Source organism: Sphingobacterium cellulitidis, assembly GCF_043187465.1.
GTDB classification, from domain to species: domain Bacteria; phylum Bacteroidota; class Bacteroidia; order Sphingobacteriales; family Sphingobacteriaceae; genus Sphingobacterium; species Sphingobacterium cellulitidis.
This window is the reverse complement of the sequence record NZ_CP171136.1, coordinates 2,858,188-2,874,631: the sequence shown is the minus strand read 5'-3', so window position 1 is coordinate 2,874,631 and position 16,444 is coordinate 2,858,188. Positions and strand designations below refer to the sequence as shown.

Genomic DNA, 16,444 nt, shown 5'->3' with positions numbered 1-16,444 from the left:
GCTCTAACCATAGAGCAGCCTTTTTATATATGTTGTATCCAATTATTTTTGTTCGAAAACTGAGTTTACTTCAGTGATTTTCCATCCTTCATTATCTTGTACCATGGTTAGGTAGTCAGTGCGTTTGAAGTTGGAAAAGTTTAAGGTTACTTTTGCTAAACTGTATTTTCCAGCTTTTTCAACGATTTGATAATTACTGTCACAGTTGAAGGTTACACCTTTTTGACCTTTGATCTGTTTGATATATGAGCTTTTTGAAAGTGGAGCCTGATTGTATTCTGTATTGTATTTTAAGCTGAAGTCGTCAGCGAATAAATTATCCACATGTTCTACATCACCTTTTACGGAACTGTTGATGTATGCATCAACCACATTTTCTACGACTGCATTATTTAATTTGTCTTTGTCTTTATCGATTGCAAAAGCTGTTAATGATGAAGCGAATAATAGACCTGCGATTGCGAATGTTTTTACTAGATTTTTCATGACTTATAGTTTTAATGTTTAATACCTGTTTTATTTTTTGTTTTTATTTCTTATTTGATATCTCAAAGGTAGGGCGTAAAAACAGGCGGTAACAGGCTAAATAGGTCAATTCTGAAGCTTTCTCGGTAAACATTGCGGAAAAATCGGTGAATATTCTTGCTGGGGACTAAGTATTTTTCACCGAGGCATTGGTCGATATTATCAGGACGCTGAATTGAATCCTTCGAGAATTATTCTCTCAGCACCTATGCGAATAATCCGATTACTCATGAAATCAAAGATTAGATCATCATTCTCCTTGGCGGTTCTTTGATCTATTAAGGCATTATGAATTTCCCTTTCGGAAGAAGGATAGTAGCTGATTCCATCAATACAGGTGTCATTCCATATTTGATCCTGATCAGGAGCTTTGTTTAGTAAGTATGAATAATTGTAGGCATTGAATTGTAGAAATTCAAATGGAGGGTTCAATAATAGGTTATCGGTCTTTTGAAATAACAGACGAATCTCAGTTTTTGAAATTATAACCTTCTCCGCAATAAAATCATATTCATTGTGTAAATCTATTTCGTGTCCATCAAAATAAACATAGATGAGGTCATGAATTTCAAAATTTGTAAGCATCCCTTAAAATAGTAATTATTAAGGGTAAAAAAACAACCTAAAGAATTTTCTTTAGGTTGTCTTACTTATATTTAATTGAGATTAGAAGCTAATCACATAGCTTGCATAAATGGAATCAGCATTTTTAAGAATTACTTCAATGCTTTGTTGCCCTCCATTGCTCACAGGGCGTTTTATTTCGAATTCCTCATTCACATTTACGGAACCTTGGGCTTCATCATTTACATAAATATCTAAAGGACTATCAACTTGATCACCAGTTACTTTGAATCTCAGCTTCATCGCTGAACTTGAAATTAAGCTTATAGTTCCTGAAGGATTGGCTTGAGCATATTCAACATTATTCATATTTAATTCTGAAGGAATTTCTGTGGTTTCAGGGTTTCCAAAAAGTATACTTCCTATAAACATTGCTGAAAAAAATAGTTCATTCATATTAGTAGTTTTTATGTTTTATGTTTAATAAATCTATTGTAATAACGATGTTACATTTAAGAATATTGCATTTTCCATGCCAAAGGGAAGTTTTTAAGGTTTTTTAACGACTTGTATGGAGGTGAAAATGTATTGCAAAAAAAATCCTGAGCTGGGGAAGCTCAGGATTTTACCAAACCAATTATTAACCTAAATTATGAAATTACTCTTTTTTACTCTTTTGCTTTTCTTTGATATTATAACGTCCTCAAATGGTAATTCGTGTCACTGAATTCAAGGATTAACATCTTTTAACAAAGAATTAGTGTATTTCAATAAGAATAACTGGATTTCTAATATTTTAATCTCGTGAAACAATATTTTTTGCAAAATATGCCATAGGAAAATATGCAAACACTAGGTCCACAAAGTTAAACCAGATAGGAGAGGGTAGCATAATAATAGAAGCTAACCCACCAAGAAAGAAGAATACCGCTATAACCATGGCGAAGGTAAACTTCTTGCTTGCAGCAATCCAAGCTGCTACTAAGGCTCCTACAAAGGTACCTAAGGCATGAGCCAAAAATGGAAAAACAAAATGTTTGGGTTCAAATAAATGCATTCCTGCCTTTAATCCTTCCGCTGTGCTGACATCAATTCCTTCTGGTGGAGGAATAACCATAGGGCTAATGGTAACCAAAGCCATATTGACCACACTACCCATAACAATCCCAAGTACTACAGCTAGCACATTTCTAATTACTGCATTCATTTCTTTTCATAATTTTTAACAAATGTAATTCAAAATGAATGGAAATATTGCTGTTCAAGAAAATTAATCTGATTTATTTTTAGCTTAAATATTCCTATGGAAATTTAGCGATAACTTAAGTTGAAAGCTTGGATTTAGCAATCTCAACGGAATCGACAAAATTTACGAGTTTACCTTTATTACTTTCGAAAATGAATTCCTTTAAATGATTGCAATCATATTTGCTGAAATTTCCAACAATTGCAAGTCGGACACGATAGGTTGAAAATTTTTGTAATATCTCACCCGCTAATTTTGTCCTTAAGTCAAAAAATTTGGGATGTATATTTTTTTCATGAATAATTAATCTTTCGTATCCCTGATAATAGATATCGCCCATTACTTGAGTTCCATCTTCCACTGTTTGCCAGACGTAATCATCTGCAAGTATTTCTGCAACTTGTTGGTCGTTAAGGAAGTGTGATATAATCTTCATGCGTAATTTTAAAATAGTTTGTAAACATAATCATTCTCTATGAAAATGTTTATTATTTCCCTATGAAAAATATTTGTCGAAAATAGGTAAAAGAAACCCCACTTAAGGGATCTAAGTGGGGTAAGGTATAAAGATAATAGTTATTGTGATTTTCGTTTCTTAAGCGTTCGTCGTGCTCTTTTTACAAGTTGAAATTCCCAAAATACTGTATAAAGGACATATGCCAATGATACTAGTAAGTATGAAAATCCCAGCAACGACTAAAAGGACAATAGCTAATGTTCCTGAAATTACATTTGTGAAATATAATATCGCAATGATTATCGCGATAATAATCCTTATTAATTTGTCTTGTGATCCCATGTTCTTTTTCATAACAAGTGATTTAGGGTGAACACTAAAACAAAAATGGTTTTTATTTTATTGTTTGTCAGTGACTTTTATCACATTAAGGATAAAATTTCTACTTTATTTTTAAAAAGTTTCAAAATTCCTTTTTGTTCTAATTGTTTCAACAATCTTGAGATGACCTCCCTGGAAGTAGAAAGCTCATTCGCGATTTCTTGATGGGTAATATTTAGTGTATCACTCTGAACAGCTTCTGATTTTGCCTTCAAATATTCCACTAATCGCTCATCAACTTTTTTGAATGCAACACTATCTAATGCTGAGATAATTTCTTCATAACGATTATCCATCGTTCTTAGAACAAACATTCGCCAACTTGGATAATTTTCATACCATTTCACTGAAATGGATGCAGGAATAGCTATCAATTCTACCTTTTCTTCAGCAATTGCCTTGATGTTGCTTAGTTTATTCATTAGGGAAGTCGACAAGGAAACAGCGCAGCTCTGACCTGATTTGATATAATATAAAATCAACTCATTACCTTCACTTGTTTCCCGAATAACCTTGATTGAACCTCTCAACAAAAGGGGAATAACCTTGATGTATTTATTGGGCTCCACGATCATATCGCCCGCCTTAAACTCAAGCTTGGAACCCACTTGCTCTAACTCTGCTTTAAGCTCCTTTTCCAAGAGAAAATCAAACTTCCTGCTACTCATTTAATAGATAGTTGTGTAAATACAATTGTTTAAACAATTTTAATGTTTAAACAATAAATATAGATAATGAGTAAATAAAGAGTTGCTAATATTTCCGAAAAATAAAAAACAATAGCCTTTCGGCTACAATATTTGGCTAAAAAACATCTTTTATTGTTTGTTAACTCTATTTCGGCCATTTATTTATCCTCATAATAAATTGAATTAAGCCAATGCCAGATATTTAAGGCAACAAATGCAATTGAAATTAATATTTGATGAACTGAGTTAATTCAAGATGACTATGAGTTCTTATATCGAAACTCCAAATAAATAGCCAACCAGCGCAGATAAAACCATGGCAATAGTACCCCAGATTACGATTCGAATTACTGCCTTTGTCATATTGGAACCTCCTGTTTTCGCAGATACTGCTCCTAAGATTATTAATGAAATTATTGTGAAACCATATAGGTAGTATTCCATATTATCGACGGGAGCAAAAAGAACTACCAGCAAGGGCAGGAGGCCGCCTGCTGTAAAGGCTGCTCCTGAAGCTAGGGCTGCCTGGATTGGATTTGCTTGATTGATATCAGTAATTCCAAGCTCATCTCTAACATGGGCTGCTAAAGCATCATGAGCTGTCATTTCCTTTGCAACAAGCATCGCCGTTTCCTTTTTTAATCCTCGTTCCTCATAAATTTTTGCCAACATCTGTAATTCTAATTCTGGCATTTCATCCAATTCCTTCTTTTCTCGTTTGATATCTGCTTTTTCAATGTCTGTCTGCGAACTTACTGATACATATTCTCCTGCTGCCATCGATAATGCCCCAGCTACCATACTCGCGATAGTCGCCAATAATATAGGATCTCGGGTGCTACTTGCTGTAGCAATACCAATTGCTAGACTTGAAACTGAAATGATTCCATCATTTGCTCCTAATACGGCTGCACGTAACCAGTTACTCCGATGGATGTAATGGTTCTCTAGGTAGTTGTCGATCGTTGTCATGGGATTGCGATTATGAATATTAATTTAAGCAATTTTATCCTAATACTTGCCCAATCCAGTTTTAACAAATTTCTACTTCTTTATGGAAAATAATGGTTGATAAAACCCTGATGCCAATGAAATGGTTTCTTCAAATAAAGACAACAATAATTTATAGTTTTCCAATAAGGTGCTTTTTGCCATTAATATGGATTTTACTTTTTGCTCAAGCTTGACAGGGCAATAGGAACTTTTGCTAAGAATTTCGATAGCTTTTTTATCAGTGATTGGATAGATTTCATTGAGTGCAAATAAGGCTTGAACGATGTTCTTCAATGCTCTTGTAAAACAGCCGAATGAATTGAAGTAATCATTGTTTTTCGCGAATCCTTCTGCATTGATCAAGGTGAATTCAGCGGACCATAGGGATTCCTGGATAATCGTCTTTTTGAGGTTCTCCGGATAAACTTTGACCAATGATTTTAAATATTGGATGATCTGCTGCGGATCGAAAATTGGTTGACAGGCTTCTATTTCTGCCAAATAAAATATGGAGGAAAATCCATAAGGAGGTTGTTGTTCAAAATGATTTTCCCATAAACCTTCAGTCGCATCTTGAATGTTTTTGCGGATTTGATTGATGTTGCGATAAAGAAAATCGACTTTTCCGAATTCGGTATGTATCCATGCTCCTCCATTGACCCAAGGTCCCCATTGATAGAAATCAGTAACTGTTGGATTTTCAATTGTTGAAAATTTTTCTGCAACACTGCGGATATCCTCAATCGAAAAGGGATGGTTTTCGTGATAATAAATTCCAATATCTAAATCTGAATCCTGATTCGCACGACCCGTTGCAAACGAACCTCCTAAAACAATGGCTGAAATGTTTTCCAACTGCTCCAATTCAGCACATATATCCTCTAATAATTTTTGTTTGTCTTTAGGTAGGTTCATATCATTAAATATAGGAAACAACTTAATCTCATCCAATTAATAATAGCAAGACTGTTTAATAATGGTCTCTGAAACTATTAAATAATAAAAAACCTGAGCCGGGGAAGCTCAGGTTTTTATTACTAACCAATTATTAACCTAAATTATGAAATTATTTACTCTTTACTCTTTTACTCTGTTTGTACTATAAAAACGCAAAGCATGTGCCTATCTTATATATTGCTTGTTGGATTAACATTTTTTAACGAGATAGGTGATATTGTTGTAACTAAAACTCTTTTTTAATTAAAATTTAAGGTCATCATCAGGGTGAAATATTCCGAGAAACTGATTAGTTATTTAGAAATAATATTTAATTTCATTTCTGAATTATTGACTCATTTTAAGAGAGTTAAGCTTGGCATTATTTCCTTATTTATTATGATCTCAATAAAGTAATAGTCATGACCCTTTCGCTGAAAAATAGATATTCTGTTTGGAACCTTGCTAAGTTCTCTCCAATCTTGATCGTAATTTTCATGTCAATGATGACATTGACACTTTTGCAGGATTTCTTGGAGTCTAAACGTAGTGGACATCAATTTTACTTTTCTGAAGCTCTTCTATTTAATTTCTTCTGGATGTTGTTTATCCCAATAATTGGTTTACTCCAAGGGGTCCTTAATAAAATAGAGCAAAAAACTATTAAACTCGTTTGTCTTTTGACGACTCTGGCAACGGTGGTACATCTTCTGATATTTCCATTATTTGCTTCCCTTATTTCCTATTTTTTCTATCACAGCCATTATAGTTATTACAAGTTTTTGTCTTATACCTGTACCCACGATTTATTTAAGTTAGTTATGGTCTATTCAGGTTTTTTGTTGTGGATTAAATTTCAATCTGTAGAAAAAGAGTCAGAGGTCTCGTCTTTACAAGTCAATTTGAACAAGCAATTCCTGGTCAATAATGGAAAGGAGAAGATTCTGATAAAACAAGATGAAATTTTTCATATTACTTCAGCAAGTCCATATGTAAGTATACAGCTTGAAGATAAAAATTACCTCCATTCTGATACTTTGAAATCCCTTTTGGAAAAACTAAATAGCGATCAATTTATTCGAATCCATAAATCTTCTGTGATAAATATCACAAAGGTAATTTCATTAAAATCTAGGCTCAATGGTGACTATGATATTTTACTTTCCAATGGGGAATGTCTAAGATTAAGTCGCACTTATGCTGCTGATTTCAAGAAACGTTTTCAACCTAGTCATCGCTTCAACCATTAAACTCCTCGGGTTAAATCATTTTATTTTTACTGTCTTCTAATTGAATTTATCTTGCCGTAAAATTTTAAAATACGGCTATATGAATTTAAAAAACTGTTTTTCGATTTTAATTCTCCTAACCCTCACCTTTACTTATTCGTCTTGTAAAAGTCAGGGGTTAAGAATTGTTGGCGGACCTTGTGAAGGCTGCGAAGCATTGTATGAGTACCAAGACAAAATATTGAAATCCGTGGATACCCTTCCGGAGTTCGATAGAAATGAACCAAAGATGAAAATTACCGGGATCGTCTATAAAAAGGATGGTAAAACTCCTGCTGAAAATGTGATTATCTATATTTACCATACCAATAGAAAGGGAGTCTATCAAATGCGAGGGGATGAAATGGGTTGGGCGAAGCGTCATGGTTATATTCGTGGATGGGTGAAAACAGGAAAAGATGGTAAGTATACTTTCTACTCTTTTAGACCTGCCTCTTACCCTGATGAAACTGAACCTGAACATATTCATATCACCATCAAGGAACCCGAAACTAATGAATACTACCTGGATGAATATTTTTTTGCTGATGATCCATTGTTGAAGGCTGCACTCATTAATAAATTACCGAAAAGGGGAGGTTCAGGGGTTGTGAATCCAACAATTGAGGCTGGTATGCTGACTGTTAAAAGGGATATTATTCTAGGAATGAATATTCCGGATTATGAGAAATGAGCGGTTGAAAGGAGGAATATTAAAGACAATTGAGGTAAACAAAAGAGAGATACGAAGTATCTCTCTTTTGTTGTTTAATCCTCATCAATTCGTTCGTCATCTATTTCATTTGGATAATCATTTAGCCAATAGTTTTCTTCTGCATTTTGTTCCTCAACTTCTTCTTCAGTCTTCCATTCGTCCCAATCTACGATATAATATTCTGTTTCTTGAAGTTCCTCATTAAATCTTGTGTCTGAATATTCTCTTCCGTGAATAGTATCCATAATTTATTTGTTAAATAGTAAAACAATTAGGTGAAATTAATTTAGTAATACAGGTTTCTTGGGGTATTTTCGCTATTGTAATCTGTACTTGATGTTTGAGTTAAATCCACAAAATATACAGGTGTATTTTGCCATAAATAAAAAAAGAATAAAAGGTTAATAATTAATACAAACATAAAAGATAAATTTATTTTAGCAACTTTAATTTTTATTTTCATCTCAAAATACAAGGATTAAAACCTATATAATGCAAAAAATCCTTCATCTTGCGATGAAGGATTTTTTAACCTAGTCGGAGGGATTGGCTCAGCCGCTCTAATCCCGCGCTTTAGGCTTGAGCCATCCCTTGATGGGGGAGGCTTCAACCAAATCAAAGCCCGTTCGCTGCGCTCACTTGGCTTTGTTGTTTTTGAAGGAGAGTGGAGGGATTGGCTCAGTCGCTCTAATCCCGCGCTCTAGGCTTGAGCCATCCCTTGTTGGGGGAGGCTATAAACAAATCAAAGCCCGTTCGCTACGCTCACTATGCTTTGTTGTTTTTGAAGGAGAGTGGAGGGATTGGCTCAGCCGCTCTAATCCCGCGCTTTAGGCTTGAGCCATCCCTTGTTGGGGGAGGCTTCATACAAATCAAAGCCCGTTCGCTGCGCTCACTATGCTTTGTTGTTTTTGAAGAATTTGGGATCATACCGAAAGTTTGGGGGGTTAAGATTTTTAAGCATACAATTTCATCACTCTGTACAGGAAGAATGTTGTGTCCCTAACGCCACGGAAGACGCTCCTGAAAGCTTTGAGTTTTGCATTGAATGATTCTGCCGATGCATTAGTACTTCTGTTGTCGAAGTAATGGAGAATGTATTGATGATGAGCTGCAATTGATCTTGCTACGCTCTCAAAGGAAGCAATGCCCGCATTCTCAACCTGATTATGCCACAGGCCTAGTTTGGTAAATGCGACCTTTTTGTCCCGGCATTTGTTGAAGATGTCTCCTAAGGCAATTCCAAGATCATAAGCCTGTTTTAGCTTAGGAAACCGCATGAACAGCAATTCAGCCCGGTTTTTTTGGCTTTCTGACCATCGGCTGGGATGCTTGAACAAAAGGTATCTGGATCTAGCCAACAGCTGTTTGAGCGTATCACCATTAGGCAATAATTCCGGTTCATATGGGATTCCTCGCTTTCGCGACTCCATTATCTTCTTGCTTTCTGCATCCAACACCTCCCAACGATATTTGATACGGAGTTCCTGTACGGCATCATAGGCTAACTTTTGGACATGGAACCGATCGACCACACGTCTAGCGTTCCTGAAACATCTACGGATAGCCTTGGCCATGTTGGGAGCCATATCCATGGTCACCTCCTTTACCTTATTCCTTGATCGCAAGGGTATTCGCTCAAGAACAGCTATGATATCCTCAGCCTTTGTGCCTTTAATAGTTGCTAGGATCGTTCCTTTACGCCCTTTTGCCGATTTACTGCTAACAATGGTATATAATTCACCGTTGCTAAAGCTGGTCTCATCGATGCTCAGGTGTTCCGAGATGTTTTCAGGGAACAATGTCCAGCTCTCTGCATGCGGCTTTTGGTCCCAATCATGGAAATCACTGAGGTGATTCTTGTATTGATCCTGTAGTTGCTTGCCGTCCATCTGGAAGAACAGACCTACCAATTGGGCGCTTACAGGATAGCTATCCAAATATCTTCTTTAAAAAAAGCCCGAATTCCGTAGTCATTCGAGCGCCCTCACGCACTAGGTTCCAATCTCTTGTGATGATATCTCCGGTATCCAGTACCGTCCAGCGACGGCGACGGATATGTAGCGTAACTTTCTGGCCTCGAATGGGAAAGTCTGAAATCTCGGTGGAAGGCATAAAACCCTTTGACTCCAACTTGCTGTTCTCATAACCTGTCGGAGCAATATTAAGTTCATCTAAATAAATATGGAGTTGATTGTCGACCTGATCGACTTCTAAGATCTGGAAGTATTCCAAAAGCCCTTCGGGCATCAATAAGGATAGTAATTTACGTTCGGCTTCTTGCAAGGGATATCTGTATTAAAGACGCTAAACTAAGAAATTTCTAACACTCCCCCCAAGAATTCAGCTTGATCCAGAATTTGCTCAAACAAGTTTGGCAAAATCCTTCAAAAACAACAAAGCCTCGCTATTGCGAGGCTTTGATTTGTTTGGCGGAGAGTGAGGGATTCGAACCCCCGAACCTGTGACAGTTAACGGTTTTCAAGACCGCCGTGTTTTAATCGATGTTTCAGAAAACTGAGACAAAACAATGACGGTTAAATACACTATTCCTACAATCTTACAAGGTAAGAAGAGGAAAACAAAGCAGATGCAAGCTAATGAAAAATGGTATGTTGAATTCTATTACAACAATAAAAGATTTAGGAAATCGAAGGGATTTAATAGATTGAAAGATTACAACGAAAAACTTAGAGCATTTTCAGATCTCAGGATTGAATATGAACAGTTACTCATTTCAGGGAAATTTCAAATGGTAGAAAATAACATTACAGTACCCCCTGTAATTACATGTGCTGTTGATTCCTTCATTCAATATCAAAAAGATAAGGGAAACCGACTTAAGACCATCCAGAGCTACTCGAGCAAACTAAAATACCTGAAAATAAAATATGGACAACATTTGGTTACCGAAATCTATTCTTTCGATGTTGAAATGTTACTGTTGGATCTTGGTAAAAATTGGTCTCCCAAAACATTTAACAATGCAAAAGCCATTTTTTACAACTTTTTTGAATATTGTATTTTTAATAGGTTCGTCCAAGATAATCCAGTAAAAGGCATAAGGTCAAGATATGTTCCAAAAACTGAAAGAAATAGAGTTTTTAACGATAGGGACTTCAGTCTTATTATGGATGAGGTTAAAAGTGACAGGATGCTTGAATTATTTATAAAATCCATTTATTATACCTGCATAAGACCGCGAGAATTAATGCAGTTACAGATTAAGAACATTGATTTTAGAAAAAACCTAATCTTTATACCAGCCAACATCAGTAAGAATAAAAGAGATGGATATGTCAGCATCTGTGAAAACTACAGATATGAATTGCGAAATTTTATTGGAATTGAACCTACTTTTTTTCTGTTCAGTAATGATTGCAATATTTTTGGTGAAACACCCTTTAATGTAAATAGACCTTATAAACGCTTTGTAAAAATTCTAGAAAGACTGAATTTGAAGAACAAAGGTTATACACTTTATAGTTTTAAGCACTATTCCAATGTCAAAAAATATCTTTCAGGTTGGAGCCTTGCTGAAATAATGAAAGCAAACCGGCACTCTTCAATTGAACAGACGGAAACCTACCTAAAGGATCTCACTGAATTTGTGGACATTCAACATAAGAATATTCCTAAAATATAATCAAAAAGCCCTAGATCATTGGTTTGATCGGGCTTTTTTCGTTCATTTACAATTATGTCGGAGATCAAATACACCTTCCAATCAATGTTCGTGAATTTAAGGGATATGGATGAGGATTTTCAGAAGTTATTTTACTTCATTCAATCCATACCTATCAATAAAAAATCCAGTCTGTACCAGACTGAAAACGAAAACGAACTATCTGAAAGATACAATCTTTTCAATAAGGAAATAGATCTCGAACTACTTATTGGTTACACAGACGATAAAATCATTCCTGATTTTGATTTTTTAAATCTTTTAAAAGAAGTCTTTCCAGATGACGACATATTGGAATGCCTAGTCTTTTTTCAGGATTTACTTGTTATGGTACACATTTTAACTCAACATCTTTGGAATCCTATCTATTCATTAAATTCCAGTGCTAGAACTAAATTTGCTATCGAGGATGTCAAGGATTTTGATGATAAAGGTTCATCCATAAATGAGAAGAAGAAAAAAATCATCCTTACTGATGATTATGTTCCAAACAATTGTATTGATCGAATTGATGAAATGATTCTATTAGCAAGAGCAATTGAAATGAAGGGCTTAACGGTTCGGTTTTCAAATTCGGAGTTAATTAAAGACGGATCTAAACCCTTTGCCCTGAAATATAATGTAAATGAATCCTTAGTTTCAGAAATAGCTCTTAAGGTTTATGATGAATGGTTATTAAATAACAAAATGAGGCCATGTAATGACGATAATGAATCTAAAAGAATTGAAAAGGAGGTTAATTTTGACCATGCAACATATCAATCCTATCTCTTCCTTTTAATTCACGAAGGGATTCCACCTTCTTTTAGCACTGAATATTTGCAGGAGTTGAAAAGGGTTGCAATGGGTTACCAGCTTGAAGGGCGAGTCCCAGCGATAAACCTTTTTTTGAAATTCACGGCAGAAATGATGATAAATTATATAAACAAGAATACTTCAAGTGATTTTTTAGAACAGGATAAATTTAAATTGATATACACTGCTTTCGTACTCAACGGATTGTTAAATCACAAATTTGATTTTAGGGATTCAGATGGTTTCGACGAGAAGAAAAGACTTTTTGTCCGAGACCTATTAAGGGATTAAAATTATTTCCCTGATTTTCAGCGCGGGGGAATGTTCTCATTTTTGAATTTCTGTCCCTAGATTGGCTTATATGCACTTTTACATCGTTATCCAATGAAGGATAACATAAATAAATTTTATATGAGTCAAATCATAGATTGCTCCAATTTATTTGTTGAGCAGAATTCCCAATACGGAATTGGGACAGCAGAAGAAATCAGTAAAGATGTACATTCCTTTACTGAAATTGAATCTACCAATTTAAATATCGCTCTAGGATGGCTAGCTAATGAATTTAGGGTAACAATTTCCCCTACACCTAAGATGGATAGGAATGGTGTTCCATATTATTGGATTGGACGTGGAACTGAAAAGGCCTCTACAGGAATTAAAATTCCAGTGAAACCATGGATAAAAAGACTACTTGAATGTATATTGGAAGGTCAAAAGGTAAACGTTAGTCTAGAGGAGCTCATAACGATGGCTGACTCGCTTATCGAACAGAAATCTGAAAACAGATCTAGGGTACAGGATTCGGAAAATTCGGTTTTGCACAACACAGACTCTGATTCTAAAAATTAGTCCTTAAAGGGGAAGAAAGTCTTCTTCCCCTTAATTCACCCATTCATTTTTAATTAAAAAAGATTATGAAGAAATTTCATATACCTATTTCTTTGCCCCAAAAATTCAATGAGGTAATGCCATTAATCCCATCCAACTCACTATTTTTCAAGAATATAACTAATATCGGTGCTACCTTTTGTGAAATTGAGAACCAAACACGTCCCTCATTGATAATTGAACCTAATACCCCTGTAATTATAGGTAAAGCAAGACAACATGACAATGTAATTGCAGTATATGCGAAAATCACTTTGGAAGATATCACAAGACAGATAACTCGAATTAGGTCGTCAGGTAAAATGGTTAAGATCATGTGTACCCCCGAGAGCTACACCAAAGCCGTAAGGGCTTTGAAATTTGCAGGATTCGATGTATATAATGATGTTTTCTGTCTATTTGACGAGTGTGAAAAACTTGCTAAGGATGTACATTACAGAGAAGATATTATCATGCCTTTAGATTACTTCTTCAAATTTAAAAATAAGGCTTTCATCTCAGCAACGGCTATGGAGCCCAGCGATCCAAGGTTCAATAGCTTTGATCGGTATTATTTAGTCCCGACAGAGTCAATTGCTGTTCCGATAAAGCTATATCCAACCAACAACACTTTGTTCACCTTAGGAGATCTACTGAAAGCAAGGGAAGAACGCCATTTTATATTTTTGAACAGCATTTACAGTATTGTTGGTTTTATTAACATCCTAAAACTTCCAGAAGAAGAAGTTTCTATTTTCGCGTCCTCGAAGGCTTCCGAACGGTTAAAGCTTCAAGGTTTTAAAAATGTTCATGATAAGATTGACGAGAATAGATTCACCAAATATAATTTCTTTACCTCTCGCTATTTCTCGGCGGTGGACATCTATGTCAATTATGATGTCAATATATATATCATTACAGATGTGCTATTGGCTTCATTTACTGCAATAGACCCCAAAACCGATGCCGTTCAGATCCATGGGAGATTTAGGAATAAGCAATATAAAAGAAATCTGTATTCAATATTTTCGGTGAGCCAAAATTTCGACGTTCTGTCAGAAAATGAACTTGAATTCCAAGAATTCTTGATTGTGGAACTACATAAGATCATTCAAACCTATATGCTGACCTTAAATAACGAAGGATCAAAGATTCAGTTGATAAATATCTTTAAGGCATTCCCTTTTGGGAAGTTTATCGACACCAAGGGAAACATAAACTATTACATGAAGGACAACATTTACTATCTGAATAAAGTAAAGAGGCTATATACCGATTATGATCTAGTTATCAATTCTTACAGGGATGCCAAAGCTGAAGAAACCGACCTACCATACTTTTCTATTGAATTCATGCGTATACATGAGCACTCCTTATCTATGGCTGAAATGTCCATAGTTAATTCGAAATATAGTTTCAATTCTTTTGTTACCAGTTTTATGGAAGCCATGACTAATATAAATGGAAGGCTCATCAATGAACCAAATAATGAAAGATTATTGGGTCAATTGGACAATCTAAAGCAGAACTTTCCTGAATTGTTCAAGGTATATGATTTTGAAAGAAAAGCTGGACTAGACGTTTTACAGTTCTGCAAATCTAAAAAGGAATTGACATTTCTTTCCATTGAATATGGCATCAGGTTATTATCAAGTAATAATCCGTTAATTGAAGAGATTAAACTTGAGTTTCCAAAGGGAGACTTTATCCCTGAAGGGGATTTGGTGGATAGATTCAGTTCAATCCTAAATTCTCACGACACAACCTTGATTGCTTCAAAAGCCAACTTGGAAAGGTTTCTTAAACTGAGTAAGAGGACGACAAGGAACAAGAAAAAAGGTTACATAATTCAAGATTATTTGTTATAGGTATCCTTGCAATTGGACACGATTTTAATACCCTATAGGGTAACATTTTTCTGTCCAAATTTTCATATAACTGAATGTTCAACTTTATTATCCACTCTCATTACAGGGGTAATCTTACATTTAAGATTGCCCCTATAAAGGCTGTGGATTGATCGGACATTTGTAATAGCAACCGGTACATTTGATATTTATTTGATTTTCAATTGGTTATTGTTATTCAATTTAAACATGATTAGTCAAATGGTTTATTTACAGTTATTTATTAAATATAAGCCCCCCCTATAAAGGCTGTGGATGTGTCTCTTTCATATCTATGGATTCATAAAAAAGCCCCCTCCCTCACATTACAGGGGGTATCTTTCCCTTGAAGGGTGTCTATAAACACCCCCCACGACTGTGCTGATATAAAAATCAAATTCATTTTACCAACATCAGCATGAAAAATCTATTAAACGTATCAGAAATCAAAGTGGAATTTAAACCTAAATTCAAGCTTTCTCAATGTCCCACGGTTTCAAAATCAAACGAAGCTTATGACGTTTTGATTCAGGTCTGGGATAAAGGCCTAATGTCATTCCTTGAAGAGTTCAAGATAATACTGCTAAACAACGCAAATAGGGTTCTGGGAGTTGTTGACATAGCAATGGGAGGTAAGGACTTTGTACCAGTTGACATGAAGGTCATCTTCTCCATAGCTCTGAAAGCTTCTGCTTCAAAGATTATTTTGGCGCATAACCATCCTTCGGAAAAGCTCAAAGCAAGTTCACATGATATTGCAATCACAAAAAAAGCAGTCGAATGCGGGAAGCTTTTGGATATAGAGGTCTGCGATCATATCTTGATGTCATCGGATTCCTACATGAGCTTAAGAGATGAAGGATATATCTAAACGAATATGAATAATTCTTATCTTTGAAAAAGTAAAAGTATTAAAGAAATTAAGCGTTAGCTTGAAGTTCTTGTGAAAGAGAAAACCTAGGAAATTTTCAATTTGCACAACAAGGACGGATAGGGTAACGTTCTACGCCATATATGAGCGTGGGACGTGCCTATCTGTTTGTTTGTGCAGGGTTCTCCTAGGTACCTCTCTCAGCAACAGCTCTAGGTTACGTCCCACGCTTTCTATTTATTAACCTTTCGAAATGGGACTCTTCGAACCTTTATTAAAATTTTATGAAAAAGTTATTAATGCTCCTATTTCTCTCAATTATCATTTTCATTTCATCCTGTTCAGTTAAATACAGGATCGGAATGAGTGAATCAGAATTCATTCAACTAAATCAGAATCGAGTAACTTCTATCAAAGAGTCTGCAACCTATTCCGTTTATCGACAGGGTGATGGAACTCCAGGTTCAACATGGTTTTACTACTTTGTTAATGGTGTTCTATCCGAGGTAAACGAAGGACAGAGACGTTCCGATATTATTATTCAAAACAGATATTAAACTAAATAT

20 protein-coding genes and 1 tRNA gene are annotated in these 16,444 nt (G+C 35.2%); 8 read left to right on the top strand and 13 right to left on the bottom strand.

All coding sequences use genetic code 11. The features are described 5' to 3' along the window. Positions 1–42: 42 nt before the first annotated feature. The 9 genes from ACF3OC_RS12710 to ACF3OC_RS12670 form a co-directional block, all read right to left on the bottom strand. On the bottom strand, positions 43–486 hold the full coding sequence (locus ACF3OC_RS12710; protein ID WP_392469327.1) for a nuclear transport factor 2 family protein: 444 nt from the start codon (positions 484–486) through the stop codon (positions 43–45). Between the two features lie 201 nt (positions 487–687). Beyond that, a complete protein-coding gene (locus ACF3OC_RS12705; RefSeq protein WP_392469326.1) occupies positions 688–1,110 on the bottom strand; it encodes a hypothetical protein in 423 nt (140 codons plus the stop codon). 81 nt (positions 1,111–1,191) lie between these two features. Then, positions 1,192–1,545 carry a hypothetical protein gene (locus ACF3OC_RS12700; protein WP_392469325.1) on the bottom strand — a complete coding sequence of 118 codons (354 nt, stop codon included), beginning with the start codon at positions 1,543–1,545 and terminating at the stop codon, positions 1,192–1,194. A 340-nt stretch (positions 1,546–1,885) separates the two neighbouring features. Next, positions 1,886–2,296, bottom strand: a complete 411-nt coding sequence (locus tag ACF3OC_RS12695; RefSeq protein ID WP_392469324.1) for a hypothetical protein — start codon at positions 2,294–2,296, stop codon at positions 1,886–1,888. A gap of 115 nt (positions 2,297–2,411) precedes the next feature. Further along, entirely contained in the window at positions 2,412–2,771 is a 360-nt protein-coding gene (locus ACF3OC_RS12690; RefSeq protein ID WP_392469323.1) for a DUF4180 domain-containing protein, read from the bottom strand. 159 nt (positions 2,772–2,930) lie between these two features. Next, complete coding sequence (locus tag ACF3OC_RS12685) at positions 2,931–3,134, bottom strand: DUF2892 domain-containing protein (RefSeq protein WP_256962649.1); 204 nt, start codon at positions 3,132–3,134, stop codon at positions 2,931–2,933. 80 nt (positions 3,135–3,214) lie between these two features. After that, positions 3,215–3,841, bottom strand: coding sequence for a Crp/Fnr family transcriptional regulator (locus ACF3OC_RS12680; protein WP_392469322.1), 627 nt, complete (start codon positions 3,839–3,841; stop codon positions 3,215–3,217). Between the two features lie 291 nt (positions 3,842–4,132). Further along, positions 4,133–4,834 (bottom strand): VIT family protein, encoded by a 702-nt coding sequence (locus ACF3OC_RS12675; protein ID WP_392469321.1) that lies wholly within the window; start codon positions 4,832–4,834, stop codon positions 4,133–4,135. A gap of 72 nt (positions 4,835–4,906) precedes the next feature. Beyond that, positions 4,907–5,770, bottom strand: coding sequence for a nucleotidyltransferase domain-containing protein (locus ACF3OC_RS12670; RefSeq protein ID WP_392469320.1), 864 nt, complete (start codon positions 5,768–5,770; stop codon positions 4,907–4,909). Between the two features lie 524 nt (positions 5,771–6,294). On the opposite strand from ACF3OC_RS12670, the gene ACF3OC_RS12665 reads away from it, so the two are divergent. Further along, the gene (locus ACF3OC_RS12665) at positions 6,295–7,041 is read left to right on the top strand and encodes a LytR/AlgR family response regulator transcription factor (RefSeq protein ID WP_392469319.1); all 747 of its coding nucleotides are present in this window, start codon (positions 6,295–6,297) and stop codon (positions 7,039–7,041) included. 79 nt (positions 7,042–7,120) lie between these two features. After that, positions 7,121–7,753 (top strand): intradiol ring-cleavage dioxygenase, encoded by a 633-nt coding sequence (locus ACF3OC_RS12660; RefSeq protein ID WP_392469318.1) that lies wholly within the window; start codon positions 7,121–7,123, stop codon positions 7,751–7,753. A gap of 74 nt (positions 7,754–7,827) precedes the next feature. Here the strand turns inward: ACF3OC_RS12660 and ACF3OC_RS12655 are convergent, their stop codons facing one another. The 4 genes from ACF3OC_RS12655 to ACF3OC_RS12640 form a co-directional block, all read right to left on the bottom strand. Then, on the bottom strand, positions 7,828–8,019 hold the full coding sequence (locus ACF3OC_RS12655) for a hypothetical protein (RefSeq protein WP_392469317.1): 192 nt from the start codon (positions 8,017–8,019) through the stop codon (positions 7,828–7,830). A gap of 708 nt (positions 8,020–8,727) precedes the next feature. Next, on the bottom strand, positions 8,728–9,711 hold the full coding sequence (locus ACF3OC_RS12650) for a transposase (RefSeq protein WP_233449869.1): 984 nt from the start codon (positions 9,709–9,711) through the stop codon (positions 8,728–8,730). After that, complete coding sequence (locus ACF3OC_RS12645) at positions 9,704–10,057, bottom strand: transposase (RefSeq protein ID WP_094258934.1); 354 nt, start codon at positions 10,055–10,057, stop codon at positions 9,704–9,706. Before ACF3OC_RS12645 ends, ACF3OC_RS12650 begins: the two co-directional genes overlap by 8 nt. Positions 10,058–10,201: 144 nt before the next feature. After that, positions 10,202–10,324 (bottom strand) — tRNA-Ser (locus ACF3OC_RS12640). On the opposite strand from ACF3OC_RS12640, the gene ACF3OC_RS12635 reads away from it, so the two are divergent. The 6 genes from ACF3OC_RS12635 (at position 10,302) to ACF3OC_RS12610 (ending at position 16,435) form a co-directional block, all read left to right on the top strand. Then, positions 10,302–11,417, top strand: a complete 1,116-nt coding sequence (locus ACF3OC_RS12635) for a tyrosine-type recombinase/integrase (RefSeq protein WP_099367474.1) — start codon at positions 10,302–10,304, stop codon at positions 11,415–11,417. The genes ACF3OC_RS12640 and ACF3OC_RS12635 overlap by 23 nt on opposite strands. Before the next feature lie 54 nt (positions 11,418–11,471). Next, a complete protein-coding gene (locus tag ACF3OC_RS12630) occupies positions 11,472–12,542 on the top strand; it encodes a hypothetical protein (RefSeq protein WP_392469316.1) in 1,071 nt (356 codons plus the stop codon). A 120-nt stretch (positions 12,543–12,662) separates the two neighbouring features. After that, a complete protein-coding gene (locus ACF3OC_RS12625; RefSeq protein ID WP_392469315.1) occupies positions 12,663–13,103 on the top strand; it encodes a hypothetical protein in 441 nt (146 codons plus the stop codon). Positions 13,104–13,168: 65 nt separating this feature from the next. After that, a complete protein-coding gene (locus ACF3OC_RS12620; protein WP_392469314.1) occupies positions 13,169–14,989 on the top strand; it encodes a hypothetical protein in 1,821 nt (606 codons plus the stop codon). A gap of 436 nt (positions 14,990–15,425) precedes the next feature. Further along, positions 15,426–15,878, top strand: a complete 453-nt coding sequence (locus tag ACF3OC_RS12615; protein ID WP_392469313.1) for a JAB domain-containing protein — start codon at positions 15,426–15,428, stop codon at positions 15,876–15,878. A 362-nt stretch (positions 15,879–16,240) separates the two neighbouring features. Continuing rightward, positions 16,241–16,435 carry a hypothetical protein gene (locus ACF3OC_RS12610; protein WP_392469312.1) on the top strand — a complete coding sequence of 65 codons (195 nt, stop codon included), beginning with the start codon at positions 16,241–16,243 and terminating at the stop codon, positions 16,433–16,435. Positions 16,436–16,444: the final 9 nt, after the last annotated feature.

What these genes read in the sequence shown, in the direction of transcription:
- ACF3OC_RS12635 (WP_099367474.1), top strand. Translation starts at nt 10,302, where the DNA reads ATGACGGTTAAATACACTATTCCTACAATCTTACAAGGTAAGAAGAGG.
- ACF3OC_RS12695 (WP_392469324.1), bottom strand. Translation starts at nt 2,296, where the DNA reads ATGAATGCAGTAATTAGAAATGTGCTAGCTGTAGTACTTGGGATTGTT.
- ACF3OC_RS12615 (WP_392469313.1), top strand. Translation starts at nt 15,426, where the DNA reads ATGAAAAATCTATTAAACGTATCAGAAATCAAAGTGGAATTTAAACCT.
- ACF3OC_RS12620 (WP_392469314.1), top strand. Translation starts at nt 13,169, where the DNA reads ATGAAGAAATTTCATATACCTATTTCTTTGCCCCAAAAATTCAATGAG.
- ACF3OC_RS12660 (WP_392469318.1), top strand. Translation starts at nt 7,121, where the DNA reads ATGAATTTAAAAAACTGTTTTTCGATTTTAATTCTCCTAACCCTCACC.
- ACF3OC_RS12685 (WP_256962649.1), bottom strand. Translation starts at nt 3,134, where the DNA reads ATGGGATCACAAGACAAATTAATAAGGATTATTATCGCGATAATCATT.
- ACF3OC_RS12625 (WP_392469315.1), top strand. Translation starts at nt 12,663, where the DNA reads ATGAGTCAAATCATAGATTGCTCCAATTTATTTGTTGAGCAGAATTCC.
- ACF3OC_RS12630 (WP_392469316.1), top strand. Translation starts at nt 11,472, where the DNA reads ATGTCGGAGATCAAATACACCTTCCAATCAATGTTCGTGAATTTAAGG.
- ACF3OC_RS12655 (WP_392469317.1), bottom strand. Translation starts at nt 8,019, where the DNA reads ATGGATACTATTCACGGAAGAGAATATTCAGACACAAGATTTAATGAG.
- ACF3OC_RS12705 (WP_392469326.1), bottom strand. Translation starts at nt 1,110, where the DNA reads ATGCTTACAAATTTTGAAATTCATGACCTCATCTATGTTTATTTTGAT.
- ACF3OC_RS12675 (WP_392469321.1), bottom strand. Translation starts at nt 4,834, where the DNA reads ATGACAACGATCGACAACTACCTAGAGAACCATTACATCCATCGGAGT.
- ACF3OC_RS12610 (WP_392469312.1), top strand. Translation starts at nt 16,241, where the DNA reads ATGAGTGAATCAGAATTCATTCAACTAAATCAGAATCGAGTAACTTCT.
- ACF3OC_RS12670 (WP_392469320.1), bottom strand. Translation starts at nt 5,770, where the DNA reads ATGAACCTACCTAAAGACAAACAAAAATTATTAGAGGATATATGTGCT.
- ACF3OC_RS12680 (WP_392469322.1), bottom strand. Translation starts at nt 3,841, where the DNA reads ATGAGTAGCAGGAAGTTTGATTTTCTCTTGGAAAAGGAGCTTAAAGCA.
- ACF3OC_RS12700 (WP_392469325.1), bottom strand. Translation starts at nt 1,545, where the DNA reads ATGAATGAACTATTTTTTTCAGCAATGTTTATAGGAAGTATACTTTTT.
- ACF3OC_RS12710 (WP_392469327.1), bottom strand. Translation starts at nt 486, where the DNA reads ATGAAAAATCTAGTAAAAACATTCGCAATCGCAGGTCTATTATTCGCT.
- ACF3OC_RS12690 (WP_392469323.1), bottom strand. Translation starts at nt 2,771, where the DNA reads ATGAAGATTATATCACACTTCCTTAACGACCAACAAGTTGCAGAAATA.
- ACF3OC_RS12665 (WP_392469319.1), top strand. Translation starts at nt 6,295, where the DNA reads ATGATGACATTGACACTTTTGCAGGATTTCTTGGAGTCTAAACGTAGT.